Genomic DNA, 21,184 nt, shown 5'->3' with positions numbered 1-21,184 from the left:
GCAAGAGCTCTTGATGTTTTACTGTTTTTGTAGATTGTGAGAGTATAATTTTTGGCTAGCCAAAAAGCTAATGATTGTCGCAGCGGTGACGGCAATTAACATATACAAATTCAAATAATGCATACCTTGTGCAACATCGGTCTGACTAGTAATCAGCATCCCCATGATACTTGCACCAAACGTTGTACCAATGTTTCTTGCAAAGAAATGAAGACTTGTCGACATTCCTTTTTGGTGTGCTTCTGCCAATTCCTGTGAGCCAATGGTTCCAATTGTCACTACCAACCCGAATGCAAAACCTTGAATTGTTAGAATTGCAAATATATATAAGAAGCTTGTGTCTTTGTTCATAAAGAGTGCCATAACTGCAGAAAGCACGAGCAACGCATTTCCAAAGAATATCGTATTGCGGTACCCATATTTCATGATTAGCTTCCCTGAAGGAACAGATGCAAACATCCAGGCTGCACTCATCCCAAATAGAACGAGTCCACTTACCGTAATTGAAATTCCTTGCACCTTTTGCATAAATAACGGAACATAACTCTGAAACGAGAAAATGCTTAAGAAAATCAAGACGCCATTAATATTCATCCATGAGATATTTTTATTCTTCAGAATCTCAATTGGGATAAAACGCTTATCCGATTTATTCTCAGCGAAGATAAATGCAACTAGGAAAATAACACCGATTAAATTATAGATTACTAAATTTTCTGTTGTAATGGTGTTCATTAAAAATGCTAGCATACTTCCTGTAAAAAGAAATGCGCTGAGATAGTTCAGAGGATTTTTATCCTTCGTAATGTGTTCTTGATATGGAATTAAACATAATAATACGATAATCCCAATTGGTATATTGATAAAGAAAATCCAACGCCAAGACATCGTTTCAACGAAAAAGCCACCTATAAGTGGTGCAATGACAGCCGAAACTCCCCACATTGCTGAAAAGAACCCTTGAATTTTCCCTCGTTTTTCGATTGAATACAAGTCACCAGCAATGATCATTGTTAATGGTGAAACCCCACCAGCACCTAGTCCCTGAATACCTCGATATACGATTAATTCAACCATTGAATCAGCTAAACCGCATAGTAACGAACCTATCGTAAAGAGAATAATAGAGATGCTAAAGATTTTTTTTCTTCCATAAATATCGGCAAGTTTCCCGAATATTGGTAAGGAAACAGTAGAAAATAATACATATATGGCAAACATCCATCCATATAACTTATACCCGCCTAGCGTTTCTGCTATCGTTGGGGCTGTTGTTTGAAGGATTGTTGTATCCATAGCACTAATAAGCATTGCAAGCACAATACTTACTAAAACAAATGGTTTTGATTTCATTTTGTCTTCCCCTTTTAGCCTAGAATTATTCTATTATACTACAGAAAATGGAAAAGAAAAGATGATGTTTGTTCAAACAAATACATTGCCACAACATATGAATGAGGTAATTTTATGATTCGCATTACTGCTATTACACATAAAAATGAGCGTATGACAGATGTTCCTATTTCAGAAATAAAAAACACCGAATGGAAGTGGTATTGGATTGATTTTAATCGACCAACTGAAACGGAAATCGAAGAATTATCACGTACTCTCCAATTTCATCCGCTGGCAATTGAAGATTGTATCCATGTCTTGCAACGTCCGAAATTAGATTTTTATGAAACAAATACATTCTTTGTTTCGCACAGCCTTCATCAGGAGACGATGGAAAAGGAAGAAATTAATATGTTTCTTGGCGAAGAATATATAGTGACTTTTCATTTGATGGAATCGAATGAAGTGAACGATGTGTGGAACCGGTTAATCGTAACGGAAGAAGTTGAGAAATGGGATCCCTCCCTTGTGTTATATCACATCATTGACAAGCTAGTTGATAATTATTTTCCGTTTGTTTACCAATTAGAAGATACATTAAATGAAATTGAGGACAATTCGAATGAAAAATCAATGGAAGAGCTACTTGATGAGCTTTTTGAAACAAGACATCATTTGCTAACATTACGTCATACCGTTACACCAATGCGCGATTTGGTGTATCGGATTATCAATTCTCATCGTCTTGATATCTTACAGCACCGGATTGAATATTTCCATGATATCCATGATCACTTGTTACGTCTTACTGAAAAAATTGATGCGAGTCGAGAGTTAACAGCTGATATCCGCGATAGCTATTTGTCTCTGAATTCACACCAAACAAATAAAGTGATGCGGATATTAACCGTCATCACAACTATCTTTATGCCACTCACTTTCATTGCCGGGATATACGGCATGAATTTCACATATATGCCCGAAATTACATATAAATATGGGTATTTTGTGATCCAAGCAATTATGATTGTCATTGGAGTTGGGATGTTTGTTTGGTTTAAACAAAAAGGTTGGTTTAAATAGTAGTTAGTAACCATAAAAACGAGCAAATCCAAAGAATCGGGTCTGCTCGTTTCATATTTTATTTATTGTTCTTTTTATCATTAAGGGGCTAAGGGTAAAAGTTCACAGGAACTTTTTAAGTTTTCATAAAAACTATCTAAAAATACTATTAACTTTTCTATCATTTCAGGTATAATGAAAATTGTTAGTGTATCGAAGTATTTCTTAAGGGGGTTATATCATGACGAAGGTTAAAGAAAAGTTATTAACTCGTGCAGAGGTACCTGTTGAACAAACTTGGAAGCTTGAGGACTTGTTTCCTTCAGTTGAGGCATGGGAACAAGAATTAGCTGCTATTGAGACCGACATTTCAACAGTTACAAAATATAAAGGGCAATTAGGTAAAGATGCTAAGACATTTTTAGATTGTTTACTTGCTGAGGAAGAACTTCGCAAACGAATGATTTTGGTAGGTACTTATGCAAGTTTGCGTTTTAATGAGGATGCGACAAATCCCGAAAATCAAGGTAATGCAGCTAGAGTATCGGCCATTTTTTCAGGGATTGGTGCAGCGCTATCGTTTATTGAGGCTGAAATCCTTGCTTTACCAGAGGGCACAATTGAACAATTCATAAGTAAAGAGAAAGAATTAGAGGTTTTTCAAAATAATTTAAATGTGATTTTGGAGAAAAAGCCACATACCCTATCACCTGAGACAGAAGAAGCGCTGGCTGCTCTAGGGGAAGTCCATAACGCACCATATATGATTTATCAACGGAGCAAAGCATCTGATATGACCTTCCCTTCTTTTATGGATGGTGAAGGAAATGAGCTCCCACTCTCTTTTGCGTTATTTGAGGATCGTTATGAACTATCTGAAAATCCAACGATTAGAAAGAATGCGTTTAAGGCTTTTTCTGATACATTGAAAAAATATCAAAATACATTTGCTGCTGCCTATGCAACAGAAGTAACGAAACAAGTTACACTATCTAAACTGCGCAACTATGAATCTGTTACCCATATGCTCTTGCATCCACAGCAGGTAACATTAGAAATGTACAAAAATCAATTAGACATTATTCAAACGGAGCTTGCGCCACATATGCGCAAATTCGCGAAGCTTAAGCAACGCGTGCTTGGGCTGGAAAAAATGCATTTTAGCGATTTAAAAGCACCACTTGACCCTAATTTCAATCCAAAAACAACCTATGAAGAGGCGGCAAAAACGATTCTTGAGGCTTTACAGGTTATGGGTCCTGAGTATAGTGCAATCATGGAAAAAGGTCTAACAGAGCGCTGGGTTGACCTCCCTGCTAACGTTGGGAAATCAACTGGTGCATTTTGCTCAAGTCCGTATGGTGCCCATCCATATATTTTAATTACGTGGACTGATACAATGCGTGGTGCGTTCATATTAGCTCATGAGTTAGGGCATGCGGGACATTTTTATTATGCGAATGGAAATCAACGGGTTGGAAACACACGTCCATCAACTTACTTTATCGAAGCTCCATCCACTATGAACGAATTACTTCTTGCTGAACATCTGTTATCGAAAACAGATGATAAGAGAATGAAGCGATGGGTCATTCTACAGTTACTAGGAACTTATTATCATAACTTTGTAACCCACCTCCTTGAAGGTGAATACCAACGTCGTGTATATGCATTAGCTGAAAGCGGAAAACCAATCACAGCTCCTGCATTAAGTACAATTAAAGGTGAGGTATTAAAATCCTTCTGGGGAGATGCTGTGGAAATTGATGATGCAGCTAGCTTAACTTGGATGCGTCAACCACATTATTATATGGGCCTTTATCCATATACGTATTCCGCAGGGTTAACGGCTTCTACCGCTGTTGCACAGTTAATAAAAGAAGAAGGTCAACCAGTAGTTGATCGCTGGATTGAGGTTTTAAAAGCTGGCGGTACTATGAAACCACTTGAATTAATGAAATATGCTGGTGTTGACATGTCTAAACCAGATGCAATTCGCAAAGCAGTTGCTTATGTTGGTGATTTAATTGAGGAATTAGAGGGTCTTTACGAATAATATGAGGAATGCCCAGAGTTAATCTGGGCATTTTTAATTTATTCGTTATACTGAAGATAATAAAAGTTATAGACTTTTGTAAGGTTAGCCTTAATCCCATTTATCCCTTTCCAATTCCTATATTGAACGGGAATTGTTGTATATGATAAAAAAGAATCTAATGTTAAATTACGTTCTATTGCTTCTTTTGAAGTCTCGATTAAATACGATAAATAACCTGTCATTATTTCCAGTAATTGCTTGTTTCCAAAATTACCGTGTCCCGGAACGAATGTATTGATATTCATCTCTTTAACCTTCTCCAAAATAGAATAAAAGTCTTCTGGATTGTGAATGGGCACATGTAAATTTTCAGTTAGTAAATCTCCCATAAACGCAATTTTTTCGTTTGGTAGATACAGGAATGCGTCACTCGCGGTATGGCCTCCACCAAAGCAATGTAACTCAACTTTTCTTTTTGAACCTTCAATGATTAATTTTTCTTCAAAAAGCACCTTAGGTAGTACAAGTCTAAGATTAGATAAATCCTCCGACACTTTTGACATTTCATAATACTGGTTAGTTAGACTGGATAGAATGACTTCATCATGAGTAGATTCTAGTTGTCCTCTTAAACTCTTAAGATACTTCTCCATTTCTTTTCTTTCTATTTCTAACTCTTGTAATTTATTTTTTTCTTTAAAATCCTTTTTAGTGATTGTTGTTGAGATAATCGTTGCATCTAAAAATGCTTGATTTCCAAAAACATGGTCACCATGATAATGGCTATTTATCAGGTACTTTACCTTTTTACCAGTTATCATCTCTGCTTGTCTACGCAGTTCATAACCTGCTGAGGGGGTAGAAAATGAGTCGAAAATTAAAATTTCTTCACCTAAATCAACAATACCCGCATTACTCCAAGCGCCTTTACCAGGTTTTGCTATAGCTGCGTACACTTCATTATCTAATGAATACATCTTAAAAAAATCAGTTTCGTTTATTAATCTTTCCATTCTTTAAATCCCTCTTAACCTGTACAAGCCATGATTACATTTCCATCTGGGTCCTTAAAATTAAACCAAGCAAAGTTCTCTCCCACTCTTTCAATTTCCCTAACGATTTCGATATCTTTTGATTTAATAAAATCGTAGGCAGCATCAATATTATCAACTAGAAAATTAAAGATTGGATTTGGTGAAGGTCGGTGGATGAATGTTGGATCAAAAGCATGGTCATCTAATGTTAAGCCTGTGGATCCAGTAACCGGAATGTTATAGACGGGAGATTTCACCTTATCTAAATTGGCTTCAATTCCTAAAATGTTACTGTACCATTCAACTGACTTTTTTAAATCTGAAACATGAATGAATACTCCTCCCATTGTGTTTTTAATGGGTGTTTGGTTAGAATTATTCATTAATACACATCCTTTTTTCGTAAATTTATCTTACAATCTATTTTTTTGAATAGGTTAAAAGATGTAACCCGCTTATTTCAAATTTCCACTTTTTACTTTTAAAAAGATCATCCTTATTAAATACATACATAACATGTTGTTCGTACTTTCCTTCGAAATCACCACTTCCGGTACCGAAGCTACCTAATTCGCCATCATCGCCAAATGCCTTTATATTAACACTTCCAGTTGTTATACTATTATCCTCATTCACTTCGTATTGGCTTAATAAGGTCCCTTCATTAGAATTAATATGACTATCAAATCCTACAATTACTAAGATTTCTTGTTCATTGTTAATTGTGTTTTCATCTTCAGTAATATCTATCAGAAATACATCCGTATCATAAATCGTTGTGATTTTTTGTGGTTCTTCAATTCCATTTAATATTTCTTCCGTCGACAAACTGAATTCAATCTTCCCTTCATAAGGTAACGTTGATGCACTGTATTTATCTGGATATTGCTGAATATAGTTAATATCTATTCCGTAACTGTATGAACATCCACTAATTAAAAATAGGAATACAATAAAAAATGGAATTGTTTTTAATGCATTCTGCTTCAATCTTGCACCTCCTTTTTAGGATATGACATTATATTAAATATCCACTAATCTTCAATTTACACAGGTCTATTTGTACCACAAACTTTGGTCAGTGTTTATTAATTCTCTTAAGCAATATCAGCTTACTCCAGATTTATTTTCTTTATAATCAATGGTAATTCTGACAAATCATCAATGATATAATCCGCATCTACATTGTCCCATTGAGAATCTTTTTTCCATATTCCTGTCATACCAACATTACGAGCTGCTTTTATATCGTTATCTGGGTGGTCGCCTACAAATATACATTGATTTGGTTGAACATTTAATTGTGCAACTGCCTTCATAAATATTTGCGGATTAGGCTTTTTTATTCCTTCCCATTCGGAAACTAAAATAGTATCAAAATATTTCTCTATCCAGAGTGATCTAATATTATCTAACTGGAACTGTCCCATTCCATTTGTAATTATTCCTAATTGAAGACCAGTATCCTTTAGTTCTCCTAACATAGGTATAAGATTTGGGAATGGTACACAATTGTATTTAAACTCTGAGATATAATCCTCTAACAGTTCTTGCCAAGGAATGACCTTTATATTAAATTCATGAACTAGTTGTTGATACACTTTGTCTTTCCAAACATAACCACGACAGTCTAATTCAATAAATTTTCTTATAAACCTTTCTTTAGGAATATGGTCTAAAAACTTCAAAAGCCTATCATATTGGTGTGAAACGAACTTCTTTACAGATTCATCCCTGTCCAATAATGTCCCATCTAAATCAAAAATAGCCGCATTTATCATGTTTTACCTACCAACAATTATTGTTTTCGTGCCTTGATAATCATCGTTGTTGGAAATTTACGAGCTTTGTATAACGAATAATAACGGTCTGAAACCTCTTCTTCGATTGAATCAAAAGACTCTGATACATCACTTTCAATTACTTTTTCAATTGTAAAACCCGCTGTTATTAATTCATTTATATATGTACTCATTTTTCGTGTTGGAATGACCATCGGTGCATCTTCACCTTTGAAATTTTCATATGTAACCGTTCCTTCATTCTGATAGGTGCCTTCTAGGAATATTCGCCCATTTTCACTTTTAAGATAAGGATATAAAGGATGATCCCAACTGAAAATAAAAGTTCCACCAGATTTCAAATAGGAATGGATAAGCTTAAAGGTTGCAGGTAAATCCATTGTCCAACCAATCACATAAATAGAATAAACAAAATCAAAGTATTCTTTTGGAAGGTTAATATCTTTCTCCATTGGTGCACAATACAATTTAGGATTCATTCCCTCTAGTGTTTCTTTCGCGGTTTCAATTTGATTCTGTGACAAATCTACTCCCCATATTTCATTAACTCCTTTCTCTGCCATGTATCGTAAGGAATGTCCACTTCCACATCCAATATCAAGTATTTTTTTATTTGTTAAATCCCCAAACAGCATTAACTCTTCCTCTGTTTGTGTAAAAGGACCGTAACTCGGAAGTGCATCCTTCCCATTAAAATGATGTGCGACCTTGTCCCAACTTTTCTTATTGTTCTTAAGTATTTCAAATGTCATTTACTCGTACCTCCAGAAATTCAGCAAAATCTATACCATAAAACCTACATTCTACATATTTTGATAAATTCCTTTTTATTCCTTTCAAAAGGTATGAAGGAAACTAAACTTAATTACAGAATTATTATTTAAATAGTTTTTAAATGGAGGAAAATCATGTTAGTGGTGAAACAAATTACCCCAGAAATGACGTATGATTTAAGACACAAAGTTCTCCGTCCCCACCAACCAATGGAAACCTGCATGTATGATACAGATCATCAAGAAGGTGGATTCCATGTGGGAGCATTTTATGGAGGGAAATTAATTAGCATTGCTTCCTTTTGTGCCCTATTAAACGAAGATTTTTCAAGTAGAAATCAATATCGCCTTAGAGCAATGGCGACTCATGAAGAATATCGAAAGTTAGGTGCTGGACGAGAAGTTGTTCATTTTGCAGAAAGTTTTCTAAAGGATAAGGGTACGGAGCTTTTATGGTGCATGGCTAGAACAAACGTTCAAGGGTATTATGAAAAGTTGGGCTTCAGACCATATGGGAAGGTTTTCGATTACCCACCGATTGGCCCACATATTGTGATGGTGAAAAAGATAATCTAAATTGCAAGGAGAGTTGAACATGAAAATTCGAAATAGGATTTAATTTTACGTTTTTTTGGCATCATAGTAATGTTAAATAGTTTAATCGTCCTAAACTCTCCTTTTGATTTTGTTAGATTGATTAATCTCATTCTGGTAATCTTAGCTTCTGGAATAATAAGTTTATTGATAAGAGAAATTTTTCTCATGAAGTGTAATTCTAAGTCACACTACTTACATCAAACACACGTAAAAGATTGGATTTGTCTTAGGCTAATTCCGAAATAAATCCATCGAAAACCAGTCCATCTATAACCTGAGACAGACCTTCTACCAACAAATGTTGGATAGAACCAGAATTGCTCTCGTCCTTTCAACCAGACATAGGTATATCTAAACAAACATCCTCTAATACTACCTGGATCGACCGCAAACGCCTGTGCTTGTTGGGATTGTTGTGGAACAAATGATGGTGGCGGGGCTGTTGGTGCTCCTACTCCCTGTCCTTGACCTGGCGTTCCAAAAGGCGGCCCACCTCCAGGTCCTTGACTTGGTGGTCCAAATGGTGGGACTCCTCCTGGTCCTTGGCTTGGTGGTCCAAATGGAGGCATCATAGAACCTCCTCCAAATGGTGGCATGAATGAACCCATTTGTCTTTCATACTCGTTATAATAATCATAATCTGAATAGTATGGTAGCGATGACGCCATTAAAGTGTTAGGATCGTAATAATACATTTGATAAATCTCTCCTTATTCATAGGCTACTATCATCCTATTCGATAGGCTTATGCCTTTCAACTTGTACCTCCGAAATGTGCTTTTACCTAGGTATTCAAAAGAATTAAAAAAATACCCGCCCTAGAGCATAGTTAAATACTTACAGATAAGGTATTCACTATGAAAGATATTATATATTTCAGATAACAAACCATGAGACTACTCAGAATATTAATTTCAACAGTGCTGAATAATATACTCGAACATTATATTGGAGGGGGTACTAATGAAAAAATCATTCGTCGTTATTAGTTGTCTGTTAATTTTCATTGTTCTTAATCCTGTTTATATCTTTGCTAAGGCACCACCGAAGTTGTCGCCAGAATGCCTTAGAAAGATGGAGGAACGGGATAAACATTTTAATAAATTAATTATGCAAGAAATTATTGCAAACTTTAAGTTAGATATTAATGAACGTAGTTATTTAGAAATGAGTCCAAGGGAATTGCTGGCTGCCAATATGGTATATGGCGGTTGGGAAAACGATAGTTATTTTAATTCAATAAATAAACATTTTATTGGTGAGTTTCGTGGTGAACCTAGGTTATTTATCAAACCCCAAGAAGCCTTTGTTTTATACAAAGACCCGGATAACAATGATGTAATGATTCATCTGAAACTTATTGGAACTATATGGGGAGTAATTGACCAGAAAAAGAAAAAGGGAAATGAAATTGAATATAAAGAAATGAAATGTGAAAAAAAATACTTTAAAAAGAAGAAAGAATATTACTCGAATTAAAAAGAACGCTGTTGAATAACTTCAACAGCATTTCTTTTTGTGATTTAGTAAGTGAAATAATGATGCCCTATTTTAGGGTGCGAAAATAAATGAGTTTATACCTGTTTGCACCTCAAAATGGAACCCATTACCTAGATATCAGGGACAGGCATTCCTATTAGCGTTCTCTCTGCACAAAATAATTCAATATTTGTTTTAAAAAAGTACTTTTAAGTTTAATTTCTTGCAAGGCTTCCATCGCGAGACAATAATGTTCCCACATTTCTTTTTTTGCATCTTCTACTCCTAGAATCGAGACGAACGTAGAATGATTGTTTTCTGCATCTTTACCAACTGATTTTCCGAGTAAATTCAGTGTCCCTTCTACATCTAATAAATCATCTTTGATTTGAAAAGCAATACCGGCATGATATGCAAATCTTTTTAAAGCATCAATCTGAATTTCATCCACATTTGCAAGAATAGAAGGCATGATAAGCGCAGCCTCAAACCCCTTCCCCGTTTTTAAAAAGCATAATTGATTGAGCTGTTCAAGCGATAATTGTTTTCCTCTTGACTCTAAATCCATCACTTGCCCTTTGCACATGTCCATCGTACTCTCAGCCGAGTATTGAATTAGCTTAAGTACACTCTTCGTATCAAACTCCGTGAGATAGGATTGCTCCACTACCGCTTTTTGCGTTAAAAAAAGGCCAGTTAATTCAGCTACAGCGGTGTTGTAGGACTGATGGACAGTTGGTTGACCTCTCCGAAAGGAAGCATTATCCTGGGATGGAAGATCGTCATAAATTAAAGAAGCTGTATGCATGTACTCAATAGATTTCAAAAGTGGAAAAATAGCTTTTTCTTCTAATCCATATTCCTTCACACCCATCATCCAGGCGACGATAGGTCTCAATCTTTTCCCGTCTCCATTGAGACTGTAATTAGCGGCATCAATTATCGGTGAAGAATCTATTTCATTTATGTGCAAAAAGTTATTTATCTTTGTACGGACCTCATCAATCAACTCAGAAAAGTCTTCTTGCTCTTTTTGTTCATTTTTCAAATTGGTAACCATATGATCACGCAAGAGTTTATCAAAGAAATCAACATCATCTGCTTTTCGCACCATTTTTTGAATTAACTGAGTAAATCTTGAATTACCTACAGCAAATGTCTCCATTACCTCTTCATAGACCTTACTACCGACCTTCTTTTTGAAACGTTTTAATCCATTAAACGCTCGGTCTAATATGATTTCTATTGCTTTAGAATCAGAATTATAAACGTTATGGATCAAATAGGATATCACAGCCCAATATAATGCAAATGGATTCACTAAATCATTTCGTTGCTTGTGATATTTTAAATAATAGGTATACGGGGTTACCGCACCCTCCTCCATATCTGAAAACATATCTGCAAAATCGTCTGCAAGCTGATTATAGATTCCATAATAGAAAACTCGATTGTCTATATCTTCATCTTTGGGAGCACGAAGTAGAGAACGAACAATTAATCGTGATGAAGAGGATTTAATCACAATGGGAATATATAAATCTTCATTAGTGTACGTTTCATTTGAAAGATTTTTCATTCGATCGACTTCTTGGGAATGAAAAAAAACATAAGATTGTTCAAAAAAAGAATGTAAGGTTTCTTTTGACTGCTGGTTCTTAATGTACTGAAAGGCATCAGTAAGTTCTGAATGAATAAATTCTAGTAATTCCTTATTATTTCCTTCCCATTGTCCTAATGGTGCTACTGAGCCAGTTAACAGTGAGGTGCGGATTATAGTAGAATATCTCTTTTTCTCTTCATCTGACAAAACCTTGGCATCCAAAAGATCATCAATAAAAGGATAAGTAAGACCGTATGCATAGCCTAATCGAATTGCAGTATCAAGTTTTTTTGAACGATCATCTGGTAAGAGGTTTGATTCCATTTCTTCCATTTCATTGATGACAACTCCAGCGATGATTTTTAGTAACTTCCTTCTTGCATGTGTACCATCCATTCCCTCTGGTAAATTCTTAGATACAATTTTCAACTTATCGATTAACCAAATAATGGTGGATTCAATACCTTCCTTTTGGCCCCACCTGTACAATCCAGCGATACTAAAAAGAGTTGATTCTTCATTTTTATCGTTAGATGTTGTTTGAATTAAGTGATCTTTCAAACTGGTAACGACGTTTTGGATCCTTACTTGTGTATCTGTGGACGTAAGGTCTTTTCCCAAGTCTCGCATGAAAATATAAGAAATACTTCGATCTAAGTATTGATTTAATTTTCCTGTGTAATTAAGCCATTTTATATAACTTTCATAATCTTGTGTATGAGCTTTTTTCTTCGCCTTCGTCCCAAAAGGAAATAGCGAATGATAAATATGATGCTGCTTCCAGGAATTAATGTCTTTTATTAGGGCTGTAATATAATTCTCTTCCTTTACACTCTGATATAACGTATTAAAATACTGATTGGCCTTCTTCTCTGCTTGCTGATACCTAATTTCGGCATTCTTATCCATATTGTAAATACCTCAACTTTTGTTCATTACCAAATATATATGCTATAAATGGGATCCATATCGTTGTTGTTTAAATTAATATATCATCTTAGCATCCTTCGGTAAATTTCTCACATGTCTTAAATATTCAGTCATGTTCCTATCATCCTCAACTGGATATGCAAATGCTAAGTTTTCTGCAACTTCTCTTCCTAATCTTCTAAATAACTCACAAGTGACAAATATAGAATTCCAGAAGTTATCATCATGATGATCTGAATACGTTTTTTCGTACTGCTGCCAATAAGAATCAGGAAGGTGTTGTTTAAAATACTTCCCCATCTTTCCAACCGACACTTGAAAATTGGTTTCACAACCTATCCACCATGAAACCATCTCATCTAAATGAGGTCTAATGACAAGTTCAAACATTTGTTTCGCGTAAGGTAATTCTTCACGCCATATTCCTTTTGCTACATTTTGCAAGCACCACCAAAAATTATTACAACTGCTTAAGTAAACTGATTCAGTAGGTTTTTTCACATGATAGTCAATATCTGTTGGGTCAGAAATTGATGGTAAAATATGATCTTTATCCAATAATGGAACGGTAAGTTTGTCACTTCCGTATTCACCAAGCATATTCTCTTTCGTTTCAATATGTAGATCGATTCGATTTCCATCTTTGAAAAGCATTAAATACCCATAGGTTGGATAAACTTCTACTTGATGACCCCTTGATTGATTATTTTTATCGGGTTCTTGCAGCATGATTAATTCACCAAAAATACGAATCCAGCCTTCATCCTTTATAAAAGAATTAGTATCCGTTACCACATAGACAATGTCGTAATCTTGGAAAATATCTTTCGGAACATTTTTGTTCGTTCTAGAACCATTCAAGTAAACCGCACGAATCCGTTCATCATTCCTAGCAATACCTAAAATTAAATCCATCATTTCCTGTTCAGTTCTCATAAAAATTCTCCTTACAATTTATATGTATGATTAACTTCTATTTTCACAATGAATTCACCTGCAAGTTGCCAAAGAAAAACGCACAAGACTAAGTCCAATACCCCAAGCCTTTATAACCAGAGCCCTATGACTTTTTATCGATATGTAAAAGAATGAGAATTAGGATACATGGACTACTAGGTCTAAGGATTCTTACAAATTTCAAAATATTCTGTTATATTTTCTCTATCATACATAAAGGAGTGGTGTTATTGTTAAAGGTTCTTTCAAAAACAGGTTTAACGCTTGCTTTAGCCGGTGGAGTATTACTTACAGGATTTCACGTAAATGAATCTACCTCTTCACATTCTACAAAATATGACTTGAGTCTTGCGCATTATGTTTCAGCGACTCCTGAACTAGTTGAAGAGGCCAAAGAACAAGGATTCGATGTATCAAAAGCAGATCCAGCTGAGAAAATCGCAAACCATGGGAGGAAATTCCAACAAGCTGGTGATAACCACGTTGCCTACAAAGCAGCAAATGGAGATGTACCGGTACTGGTTATTCTCGCAAAATATAAGGATGGCGACGAACCTTTAGGTGACCTGGAGGGTCAGGTTCCAGCAAAGTATTATGAGGACCTTATTTTTGGAACTGAGTACAATCCGTATGAACTCGAAGCGTTTGAAGAATACGATGGACCAAATGTGCCAAAAGATCGTACCATGCAAAATGTGTATGATGAATCTAGTTATGGAAAAGTAAATCTTGTACATGATGGCGCTGAACTCGTTTGGGTCGAACTTCCTAAAGGTGCCTCATACTACCTGGATCAAGACGGTACCTATGCTGAAAATGGTACGTACGTGTTAGGTAATGTAAATGGTGATGCCCATACTGGAGAATTTGTTCGTGACCTGCTTAAGGCGGCAGACGAACAAATCGATTTTTCCAAGTACGCGATTGATGGTGAAGTCCCTAATGTTTTCGTGGTTCATGAGGGTACGGGTGCTGAATGGAGCCGAGACCCTGCACAGTTTTGGTCCCATAAATGGAACATTTTAAGTGCTTTATATTATGGCAAATACTATGAAACTGGTAAACCAGCAGATGTTCATGCAGGCATGAGTCAATCGGAATGGATTGAACGAACGATTGCTGAAGATATGACCTATGATGGTGTAGTTGTTAACAATTATAACATCCAACCAGCAATTGGTGGAAATGTGGCAGGTTTTAATGCGGCAACGGGTGAATATGATGATGCATTCGTTACTGGCCCATACCCTGCACAAGTTGGTGTATATGCCCATGAATTCGGACATGCATTAGGGTTACCTGATTTCTATGATACAGCATATAACTCTGAAGGTACTGGTAACTACTCGATGATGTCAGGTGGGTCTTGGATGCGTTACCCTGATGCACTAGAGTACAATGGTAACTCACCAACACATTTCGACCCATTCTCAAAGATTTTCTTAGGTTGGGCTCAACCAATTGAAGTAAGCCCAGAGGATGGAGTTCAAGAAATCACATTACCTTCTATAGATCAAGCTGCCGATAACAACGGTATTGTAAAAATGGAAGTACCTGGTTCAAATGGCACTGAATATTTCTTATTCGAAAATGTACAGCAAAGCGGCTTCAACCAAGGCTTAATCCGTCAAGGTGAAGATTCACATGGTTTGGTTGCATGGCATGTTGATGAAAATATTATCAATTTGTACCAAACTGCCGGTTTCCGTCCGAACAATGTAGCCAACTGGATGAATAAAAGATTTCAATACAATCAATCGCAAACAGCTAGTAATGGTACACAAGTTACCCATTATGGGTTATCAGTACTACAAGCAGATGGAAAATATGATCTCGAAAAATATGTAAACCGTGGTGATGCAGGTGATTTCTTTAAAACAGGAGATGAAATCACGCCTGTTTCAGGTAATGTTCATACCGGTTCCTATTATTTCTGGAAAGGCTATGGGTCTACACCTGCTGATTCCGGAATCCATGTAACTGATATTGTTGAAAATGAAGATGGTTCCCTTACAGCAAAATTCTTCTACAGCACGAACGAGGGAAAGCAAAAATAATGATGAAGAAACCTGAGCCAATAGATTGGACTCAGGTTTCTTTTGCTTCATTGGTACCGGGACAAAATTTAGCCCGGCGGAACCACAAGAACCGTCCCCATGGCTCCATGGCCCCATGCGCCTACTTATCTAGCTTTAGTTTGGCGAGGGCGTCTGCTAAGGCGGTGTTGATCGGTTCTTCTTTTTGTTGTTTTTTCATGTAATTGGATACTTCTTTTTTGGACAGTTTTCCCGATTGGTTCTTTTTGCGACGTTCGTTGAAGGCGGAAAGTTTTTCTCTATGACCACATTTACATACGAATAATTGTCCTTCCCCTTCCCCACGCAATTCCATCTTTTTATGACAGTTCGGACATCTTGCGTTTGTCAGTTTTGCGATGTTTTTACGGTGGCCACATTCACGATCCTGACAGACAAGCATTTTTCCTTTTTTTCCATTAACCTCAAGCATTAATTTTCCGCATTCTGGACATTTTGTACCTGTAATATTGTCATGCTTGAACTTTGAGTCGCTTGATTTGATATCTGAAACTACTTCTTTTGTGTATTGCTTAATATCTGAGATGAACGCATTCTTTTTTAATCGGCCTTTCGCAATTTGTTCAAGCTTTTGCTCCCACTCAGCTGATAACACAGGAGATTTCAAGTCATCTGGAACAAGTTCTAGTAACTGTTTGCCCTTATTGGTAATGTGAATATCTTGACCTCTTTTTTCAATTAAAAAGGTATTAAATAACTTATCAATAATATCTGCACGTGTTGCCACCGTGCCTAGTCCACCTGTTTTGCCGATTGTATCAATTAAATCCTTGCTTTCTCCCGCCATATATTTTGCCGGATTTTCCATAGCAGAAAGTAAGCTGCCTTCATTGAATGGCTTTGGTGGCAGAGTTTCTTTTTCAATCTCCTTCAACGCAAGAATAGTAAGGGATTTTCCAGGTTGAACGAATGCTGGAATTTGGCCCTCATCCTCCTTCTCATCGATTGAAGTGATGACCTCTTTCCACCCTAATGATGTCACCGTAATCCCTTTTGCAACGAAAAGTTCCTTCCCAATACGTGCTTGAACGTTTTTTTGTTCAAAGGTATATGGTGGAAGAAAAACAGCTAAAAACCGCTTGACAATCATGTCATAAAGCTTTTCTTCTTTCGCCGATAAGGCTTGTAGATTAGGACGTTCCTCAGTCGGGATAATGGCATGGTGATCTGTAACCTTGCTATTATCTACAAACGATTTGTTTGTCTTAATTCCATTTTTTAAAATCTTTGCACCCAGCTTAGTATATGGTTGCACCATACATCCTTCAATACGATCCTTTAATGTCTCTATGATATCATTTGAGAGATATTTAGAATCAGTCCGTGGATACGTGACCAATTTATGTTGTTCATATAGCTTTTGGAGAACATTTAAGGTCTCCTTTGCTGAAAAACCGAACCGTTTATTTGCATCACGTTGCAGCTCGGTTAGATCATAAAGTTGCGGCGCATAGCTTTTCTTCTGTGACGTTTGAACATCGATGATTTTCGCATCCTGCCCCTGAAGAGAACGAACAATTGAGGACGAAACTTCCTTTTTAAAAATTCGCTGTTCCTTTGTTTTTTCATGCTGCCACTTTAGTGTTAAGCCGTCTGTTGTTGCTTTTATTTCATAATACGGTATTGGTTTAAAATTTCTAATTTCTTCTTCACGTTTTGCGATAATCGCTAAAGTCGGAGTTTGCACTCTTCCGCATGAAAGCTGCGCATTAAATTTTGTTGTTAAAGCTCTTGTTGCATTAATTCCAACCAGCCAATCGGCTTCAGCACGTGCAACAGCAGATGAATATAGATTCTCATATTCTTTCCCGTTTTTTAAGGTAGCAAATCCTTGTTTAATGGCTTTATCCGTAACAGATGAAATCCATAATCGTTTAATTGGCTTTCGAGTGTTTGATTTTTCAATAATCCACCTAGCGACAAGTTCTCCTTCACGACCTGCATCTGTTGCGATAATAATTTCATTAACATCTTTACGATGCATTTGCGTTTTTACAACACTATATTGTTTGCCTGTTTGTTTAATGACAACAAGGCTTAATGGATTAGGTATAATCGGTAGATCCTCTAGTTTCCAAGTTTTAAAGTGGTCTCCATATTTTTCAGGGTCCGCTAATGTAACAAGATGGCCAAGGGCCCATGTTACGATATATTTATCCCCTTCAAAAAAGCCGTTGCCCTTCTTATGACAGTTCAATACGCGGGCAATGTCTCTTCCAACAGAAGGTTTTTCTGCAAGTACAAGTGATTTCATTTTAATTCCTCCAATTCACCCTTTCTATTATACACGAATCGGGTAGCTAGGCATAAAAAAAACCCGGTTGATTGCCGAGTTTACTGTTCATATACGGGTAAGACAATTGTAAATTCAGTCATTATTGAATTGGAGGTACATCCAATAGTGCCCCCATGTTTTTCAATAATTTTTTTACATACGAACAAACCAATTCCTGTTCCAAATTCCTTAGTTGTATAAAATGGTTCGAAGATCGTAGCTAAAGATTCCTTTGGTATTGCAGGTCCATTATTCATAATCGAGAGCACAATTTGATTATTGATATGATGTCCATTAATCCAGATGTTGCGGTCGTAATCCCTTTGTTTTAACGCATCAATGGAGTTCATTAAAATATTTAACAAGACCTGTCTGATTTCATCCTTATTCACGGTAATAAGAATATTAGATTCTATATCCGTATGAACTTTTACCTCGCTATCTAAAATACTTGCATAAATAAACTCTGTTATTTCTGTAAATAAATCGAGTAACGATACTTCATTTTCATTGCTTTCAATTAATTCTTTTTTGGAAACGTGCAAAAACTGCGAAATTTTATAGTTTAATTGATTTAATTCATGACTTATTATATCTAAATATTTGATCTCAGGATTTTCATTGCCTATTAATTTTACAAAGCCGATTACTGCTGTAAGTGGATTGCGGAACTCATGAACAAAGGTTGATGCCATTTGACCTAAAATTGTAAGGCGCTCCTGGTGACTCTGGTCTATATATTGTATCTTTTCCTGCAACATCTTTTCTTTCATTTCTGTATATTTGGAAACAGCATGATAGGAAAACAAGTCAAATATCCGATTGACCTCTTCAAAAACAGGGTCTAATTGGTCATAATCAAGTTTTGATCGATATATGTATTTTAAAATTTCAGTTCGTCCAAGATTTACATTATAGACAAATTCCCCAATATTAATATTCGCCTCTACGCGCTCTTCTGCTAATTTATAGGCAAATGACTTAAGCTTTTCTTCATCAATTGGATTAATTAATGAGTTTTTGATCATTTCAAACATAGTTAAACCATTTAATATCAACTTGTCCTTATGAAAATCATTCTCGGACATCACTGTCTTATCTTTCCATGATTTTAAAAAGATCGATAAATTGCTTTCGAGGAAGTATACGAGTTCACCAATTACTGGATTCATTTATGTCAAGTCCTTTCAATCTATCTTTTAAAGACACAAAATCAAAGTTAATTATTATATTCTACAAATTTCACAGTTATCCTTTTTGAATTTTTAAAAAATTAAAATAGTAGACAAGTTTTATAGTGGGTCAAGCATACATTATAAAGAGATAAACTATAGGAGGGTTGATTGATGAATTTTATAGTGATTAAAAGGAGTTGGATTGTTACAGCTTTTATTGCTGCTGTGGTCATAATTGGAGGATGGATATGGCTGAAGCCTGAAATCATTCCTACGATCGCCCCACAAGCTGCAAAAAACGATGTTGTGATACATATCACAACTGGAGAACTGAAATCTAAAATGGATGACGGCAAAGAAATCGAGTCCTATTTTTGGAATCCAGGAACGGTATATGTTCCTCAGGGTAAAGATGTAACCTTCAATATTTACGGGGTAAATGGCAAGGAGCATTCTTTCTATATCGAGGGTACAGACCTTAAAGGCACCGTGAAAAAAGGTGAAGAAATCGCGCTTAAAGCAAACTTTAAAGATGAAGGCATGTACCGCATTATTTGCTTAAATCACGCTGACAAAAATAGTAACGGTCCGATGATCGGGTATATTGTGGTGGATTAATAGAAAAACAGGAGAGTTGCCTCTCCTGTTTTTATAGTTTACGAACAGTTATGGCATTTGTTGTCTTTTTCAAAATGCAATCGTCGATATCGGCTTGTCCAAGCAGGCCAAGCGTAATTGCTGCTTCAATCTTCTGTTGATCAGGCTGTTTAATGACCTGGATGCAATCGTTCAGATTTAACTCTTCTAATCTTTTCACCATTTTTTCATCATGGTAGCTATCAGACAAACGTATTTGCCGTTGTATCTTATAATCTCCTACAACTGACTCTCCTTTTTCATGCTTTCCTACGGTTTCATCAAAATACACATTTAAGACCTTTTTCATCTCTTTTAATTCTTTTTCAATTTCCTTCGCTTTTTCACTTAATGTAAAATATCTTGTAATGAGTTCTTCTGGAATTTGTGTAAAAGGCTTTGATTCTTGCATACTCTTCACCCCATTTTCCTTGATACTTCATCATATGATAAGGGAAGATATATCATTCTAACAAAGAAAAAATCCAGCTAATTTAGCCGGATTCATAGTTTTAAAATAGTATTGCTTAATGCATCTAATGGTTCCATTACTACATTTAATAACGTTTTTGTGACTAGATGTAATGGCAGTACATTATTTGTGATGGTATTTCCTGCTAGATTTTTAAGTGAAGTTGCTTGTTGATGTATCTTGTTTAGCTCATCAATTTGAGTTTTGGAGACCGAATTGGCGGAAGTTATCTCTTGCTTAAAATTGGTAAGATGCTCGATATCTGCTTGGAGTTTATTTTTCAATGTTTGGTCTGTGATATCACTTATTGTATCAAGTGTTCCTGTAAGTGTCGCAATTGTCTGGTCAATGAGGGCTATGGCATCATCTAAAAGTGGATCAACTACAGGTTTGATTACTTCATTTATTGGTTCTGCCTCACTATCTATTTCTTTTGAAGGTGGACCATTTTCTGGGTTTTGTATAGATGTTGAAGGCTGCTTTGGATGAATAACTTGTTTGCTGTCTGATGGAGTTTCAACCCTTGATTTTTTTTCGGGTGTTTGGTTAACTGGCTCCACAGCTTTTACTTGAACTTCTGGAATAGGCTGAACTTTCATGTCCGAAACCTTTGCCTTTGCACTCATCTTATCAAAATAAATTGGACTCATGGAAAGTTCAATCGGGTCAAGGATATCCCAATTAACATCAAATGTGATGGGATCAATTTCAAAATCATCTTGCGGAATATCGAATAACGGTGTTTGTTTCTTAGCTACATTTGCTGACACTTTCTCTTCATCCTTAGCAGGCACGCGATCATGAAACCATGAAAAACTTACAAGAATCAAAATGATAATCCCAATTTTTGCATATTGACCTCGTTGCATTTTCTTCAAGTCCATCCCCCCTATTATAAAAATTTTTTTCTCCTTGTTTTC

Annotated in this window: 19 protein-coding genes; 6 read left to right on the top strand and 13 right to left on the bottom strand. The window is 35.9% G+C overall.

Annotated features, from left to right (window positions below):
• Positions 1-18 precede the first annotated feature (18 nt).
• Positions 19-1,353: an MDR family MFS transporter gene (locus E1I69_RS07075; protein ID WP_136378902.1), complete on the bottom strand. Its 1,335-nt coding sequence runs from the start codon at positions 1,351-1,353 to the stop codon at positions 19-21.
• 114 nt (positions 1,354-1,467) lie between these two features.
• Here E1I69_RS07075 and corA point away from each other — a divergent pair, with 114 nt between their 5' ends.
• Complete coding sequence (gene corA / locus E1I69_RS07070; protein ID WP_136378901.1) at positions 1,468-2,418, top strand: magnesium/cobalt transporter CorA; 951 nt, start codon at positions 1,468-1,470, stop codon at positions 2,416-2,418.
• 220 nt (positions 2,419-2,638) lie between these two features.
• Positions 2,639-4,453 (top strand): oligoendopeptidase F, encoded by a 1,815-nt coding sequence (gene pepF / locus E1I69_RS07065; RefSeq protein WP_136378900.1) that lies wholly within the window; start codon positions 2,639-2,641, stop codon positions 4,451-4,453.
• 38 nt (positions 4,454-4,491) lie between these two features.
• Here the strand turns inward: pepF and E1I69_RS07060 are convergent, their stop codons facing one another.
• The 5 genes from E1I69_RS07060 to E1I69_RS07040 all read right to left on the bottom strand — a co-directional run bounded on the left by E1I69_RS07060 (position 4,492) and on the right by E1I69_RS07040 (position 8,023).
• On the bottom strand, positions 4,492-5,448 hold the full coding sequence (locus E1I69_RS07060; protein WP_136378899.1) for an MBL fold metallo-hydrolase: 957 nt from the start codon (positions 5,446-5,448) through the stop codon (positions 4,492-4,494).
• Positions 5,449-5,462: 14 nt separating this feature from the next.
• Positions 5,463-5,852 carry a VOC family protein gene (locus E1I69_RS07055; protein ID WP_136378898.1) on the bottom strand — a complete coding sequence of 130 codons (390 nt, stop codon included), beginning with the start codon at positions 5,850-5,852 and terminating at the stop codon, positions 5,463-5,465.
• Between the two features lie 37 nt (positions 5,853-5,889).
• Positions 5,890-6,459: a hypothetical protein gene (locus tag E1I69_RS07050; protein WP_136378897.1), complete on the bottom strand. Its 570-nt coding sequence runs from the start codon at positions 6,457-6,459 to the stop codon at positions 5,890-5,892.
• Positions 6,460-6,581: 122 nt separating this feature from the next.
• On the bottom strand, positions 6,582-7,250 hold the full coding sequence (locus E1I69_RS07045) for an HAD family hydrolase (protein WP_136378896.1): 669 nt from the start codon (positions 7,248-7,250) through the stop codon (positions 6,582-6,584).
• 17 nt (positions 7,251-7,267) lie between these two features.
• Positions 7,268-8,023 (bottom strand): class I SAM-dependent methyltransferase, encoded by a 756-nt coding sequence (locus tag E1I69_RS07040; RefSeq protein WP_136378895.1) that lies wholly within the window; start codon positions 8,021-8,023, stop codon positions 7,268-7,270.
• A 156-nt stretch (positions 8,024-8,179) separates the two neighbouring features.
• Here E1I69_RS07040 and E1I69_RS07035 point away from each other — a divergent pair, with 156 nt between their 5' ends.
• Positions 8,180-8,620: a GNAT family N-acetyltransferase gene (locus E1I69_RS07035; RefSeq protein ID WP_136378894.1), complete on the top strand. Its 441-nt coding sequence runs from the start codon at positions 8,180-8,182 to the stop codon at positions 8,618-8,620.
• Positions 8,621-8,838: 218 nt separating this feature from the next.
• Here the strand turns inward: E1I69_RS07035 and E1I69_RS07030 are convergent, their stop codons facing one another.
• Complete coding sequence (locus tag E1I69_RS07030) at positions 8,839-9,336, bottom strand: hypothetical protein (protein WP_136378893.1); 498 nt, start codon at positions 9,334-9,336, stop codon at positions 8,839-8,841.
• 268 nt (positions 9,337-9,604) lie between these two features.
• Between E1I69_RS07030 and E1I69_RS07025 the strand changes: the two genes are divergently transcribed.
• Positions 9,605-10,120, top strand: a complete 516-nt coding sequence (locus E1I69_RS07025) for a hypothetical protein (protein WP_136378892.1) — start codon at positions 9,605-9,607, stop codon at positions 10,118-10,120.
• A 157-nt stretch (positions 10,121-10,277) separates the two neighbouring features.
• Here the strand turns inward: E1I69_RS07025 and E1I69_RS07020 are convergent, their stop codons facing one another.
• Positions 10,278-12,632 carry a polyprenyl synthetase family protein gene (locus tag E1I69_RS07020; RefSeq protein WP_136378891.1) on the bottom strand — a complete coding sequence of 785 codons (2,355 nt, stop codon included), beginning with the start codon at positions 12,630-12,632 and terminating at the stop codon, positions 10,278-10,280.
• A gap of 75 nt (positions 12,633-12,707) precedes the next feature.
• Positions 12,708-13,589 carry an aminoglycoside 6-adenylyltransferase gene (locus tag E1I69_RS07015; protein WP_136378890.1) on the bottom strand — a complete coding sequence of 294 codons (882 nt, stop codon included), beginning with the start codon at positions 13,587-13,589 and terminating at the stop codon, positions 12,708-12,710.
• 251 nt (positions 13,590-13,840) lie between these two features.
• Here E1I69_RS07015 and E1I69_RS07010 point away from each other — a divergent pair, with 251 nt between their 5' ends.
• Positions 13,841-15,667, top strand: coding sequence for a M6 family metalloprotease domain-containing protein (locus E1I69_RS07010; protein ID WP_136378889.1), 1,827 nt, complete (start codon positions 13,841-13,843; stop codon positions 15,665-15,667).
• 121 nt (positions 15,668-15,788) lie between these two features.
• On the opposite strand, the gene E1I69_RS07005 is transcribed toward E1I69_RS07010, so the two are convergent.
• Both E1I69_RS07005 and E1I69_RS07000 read right to left on the bottom strand, forming a co-directional pair.
• Entirely contained in the window at positions 15,789-17,960 is a 2,172-nt protein-coding gene (locus tag E1I69_RS07005) for a DNA topoisomerase III (protein ID WP_136378888.1), read from the bottom strand.
• An 80-nt stretch (positions 17,961-18,040) separates the two neighbouring features.
• Positions 18,041-19,153 carry a histidine kinase N-terminal domain-containing protein gene (locus E1I69_RS07000; RefSeq protein ID WP_136378887.1) on the bottom strand — a complete coding sequence of 371 codons (1,113 nt, stop codon included), beginning with the start codon at positions 19,151-19,153 and terminating at the stop codon, positions 18,041-18,043.
• Between the two features lie 174 nt (positions 19,154-19,327).
• Between E1I69_RS07000 and E1I69_RS06995 the strand changes: the two genes are divergently transcribed.
• The gene (locus E1I69_RS06995) at positions 19,328-19,774 is read left to right on the top strand and encodes a hypothetical protein (RefSeq protein WP_136378886.1); all 447 of its coding nucleotides are present in this window, start codon (positions 19,328-19,330) and stop codon (positions 19,772-19,774) included.
• 31 nt (positions 19,775-19,805) lie between these two features.
• On the opposite strand, the gene E1I69_RS06990 is transcribed toward E1I69_RS06995, so the two are convergent.
• Complete coding sequence (locus E1I69_RS06990; protein ID WP_136378885.1) at positions 19,806-20,204, bottom strand: hypothetical protein; 399 nt, start codon at positions 20,202-20,204, stop codon at positions 19,806-19,808.
• Positions 20,205-20,296: 92 nt separating this feature from the next.
• Entirely contained in the window at positions 20,297-21,142 is an 846-nt protein-coding gene (locus E1I69_RS06985) for a hypothetical protein (protein ID WP_136378884.1), read from the bottom strand.
• Positions 21,143-21,184 lie beyond the last annotated feature (42 nt).

The organism is Bacillus timonensis, assembly GCF_004799755.1.
Lineage (GTDB): Bacteria > Bacillota > Bacilli > Bacillales > Bacillaceae_L > Ferdinandcohnia > Ferdinandcohnia timonensis_A.
This window is presented reverse-complemented; position numbering and strand designations above follow the sequence as displayed.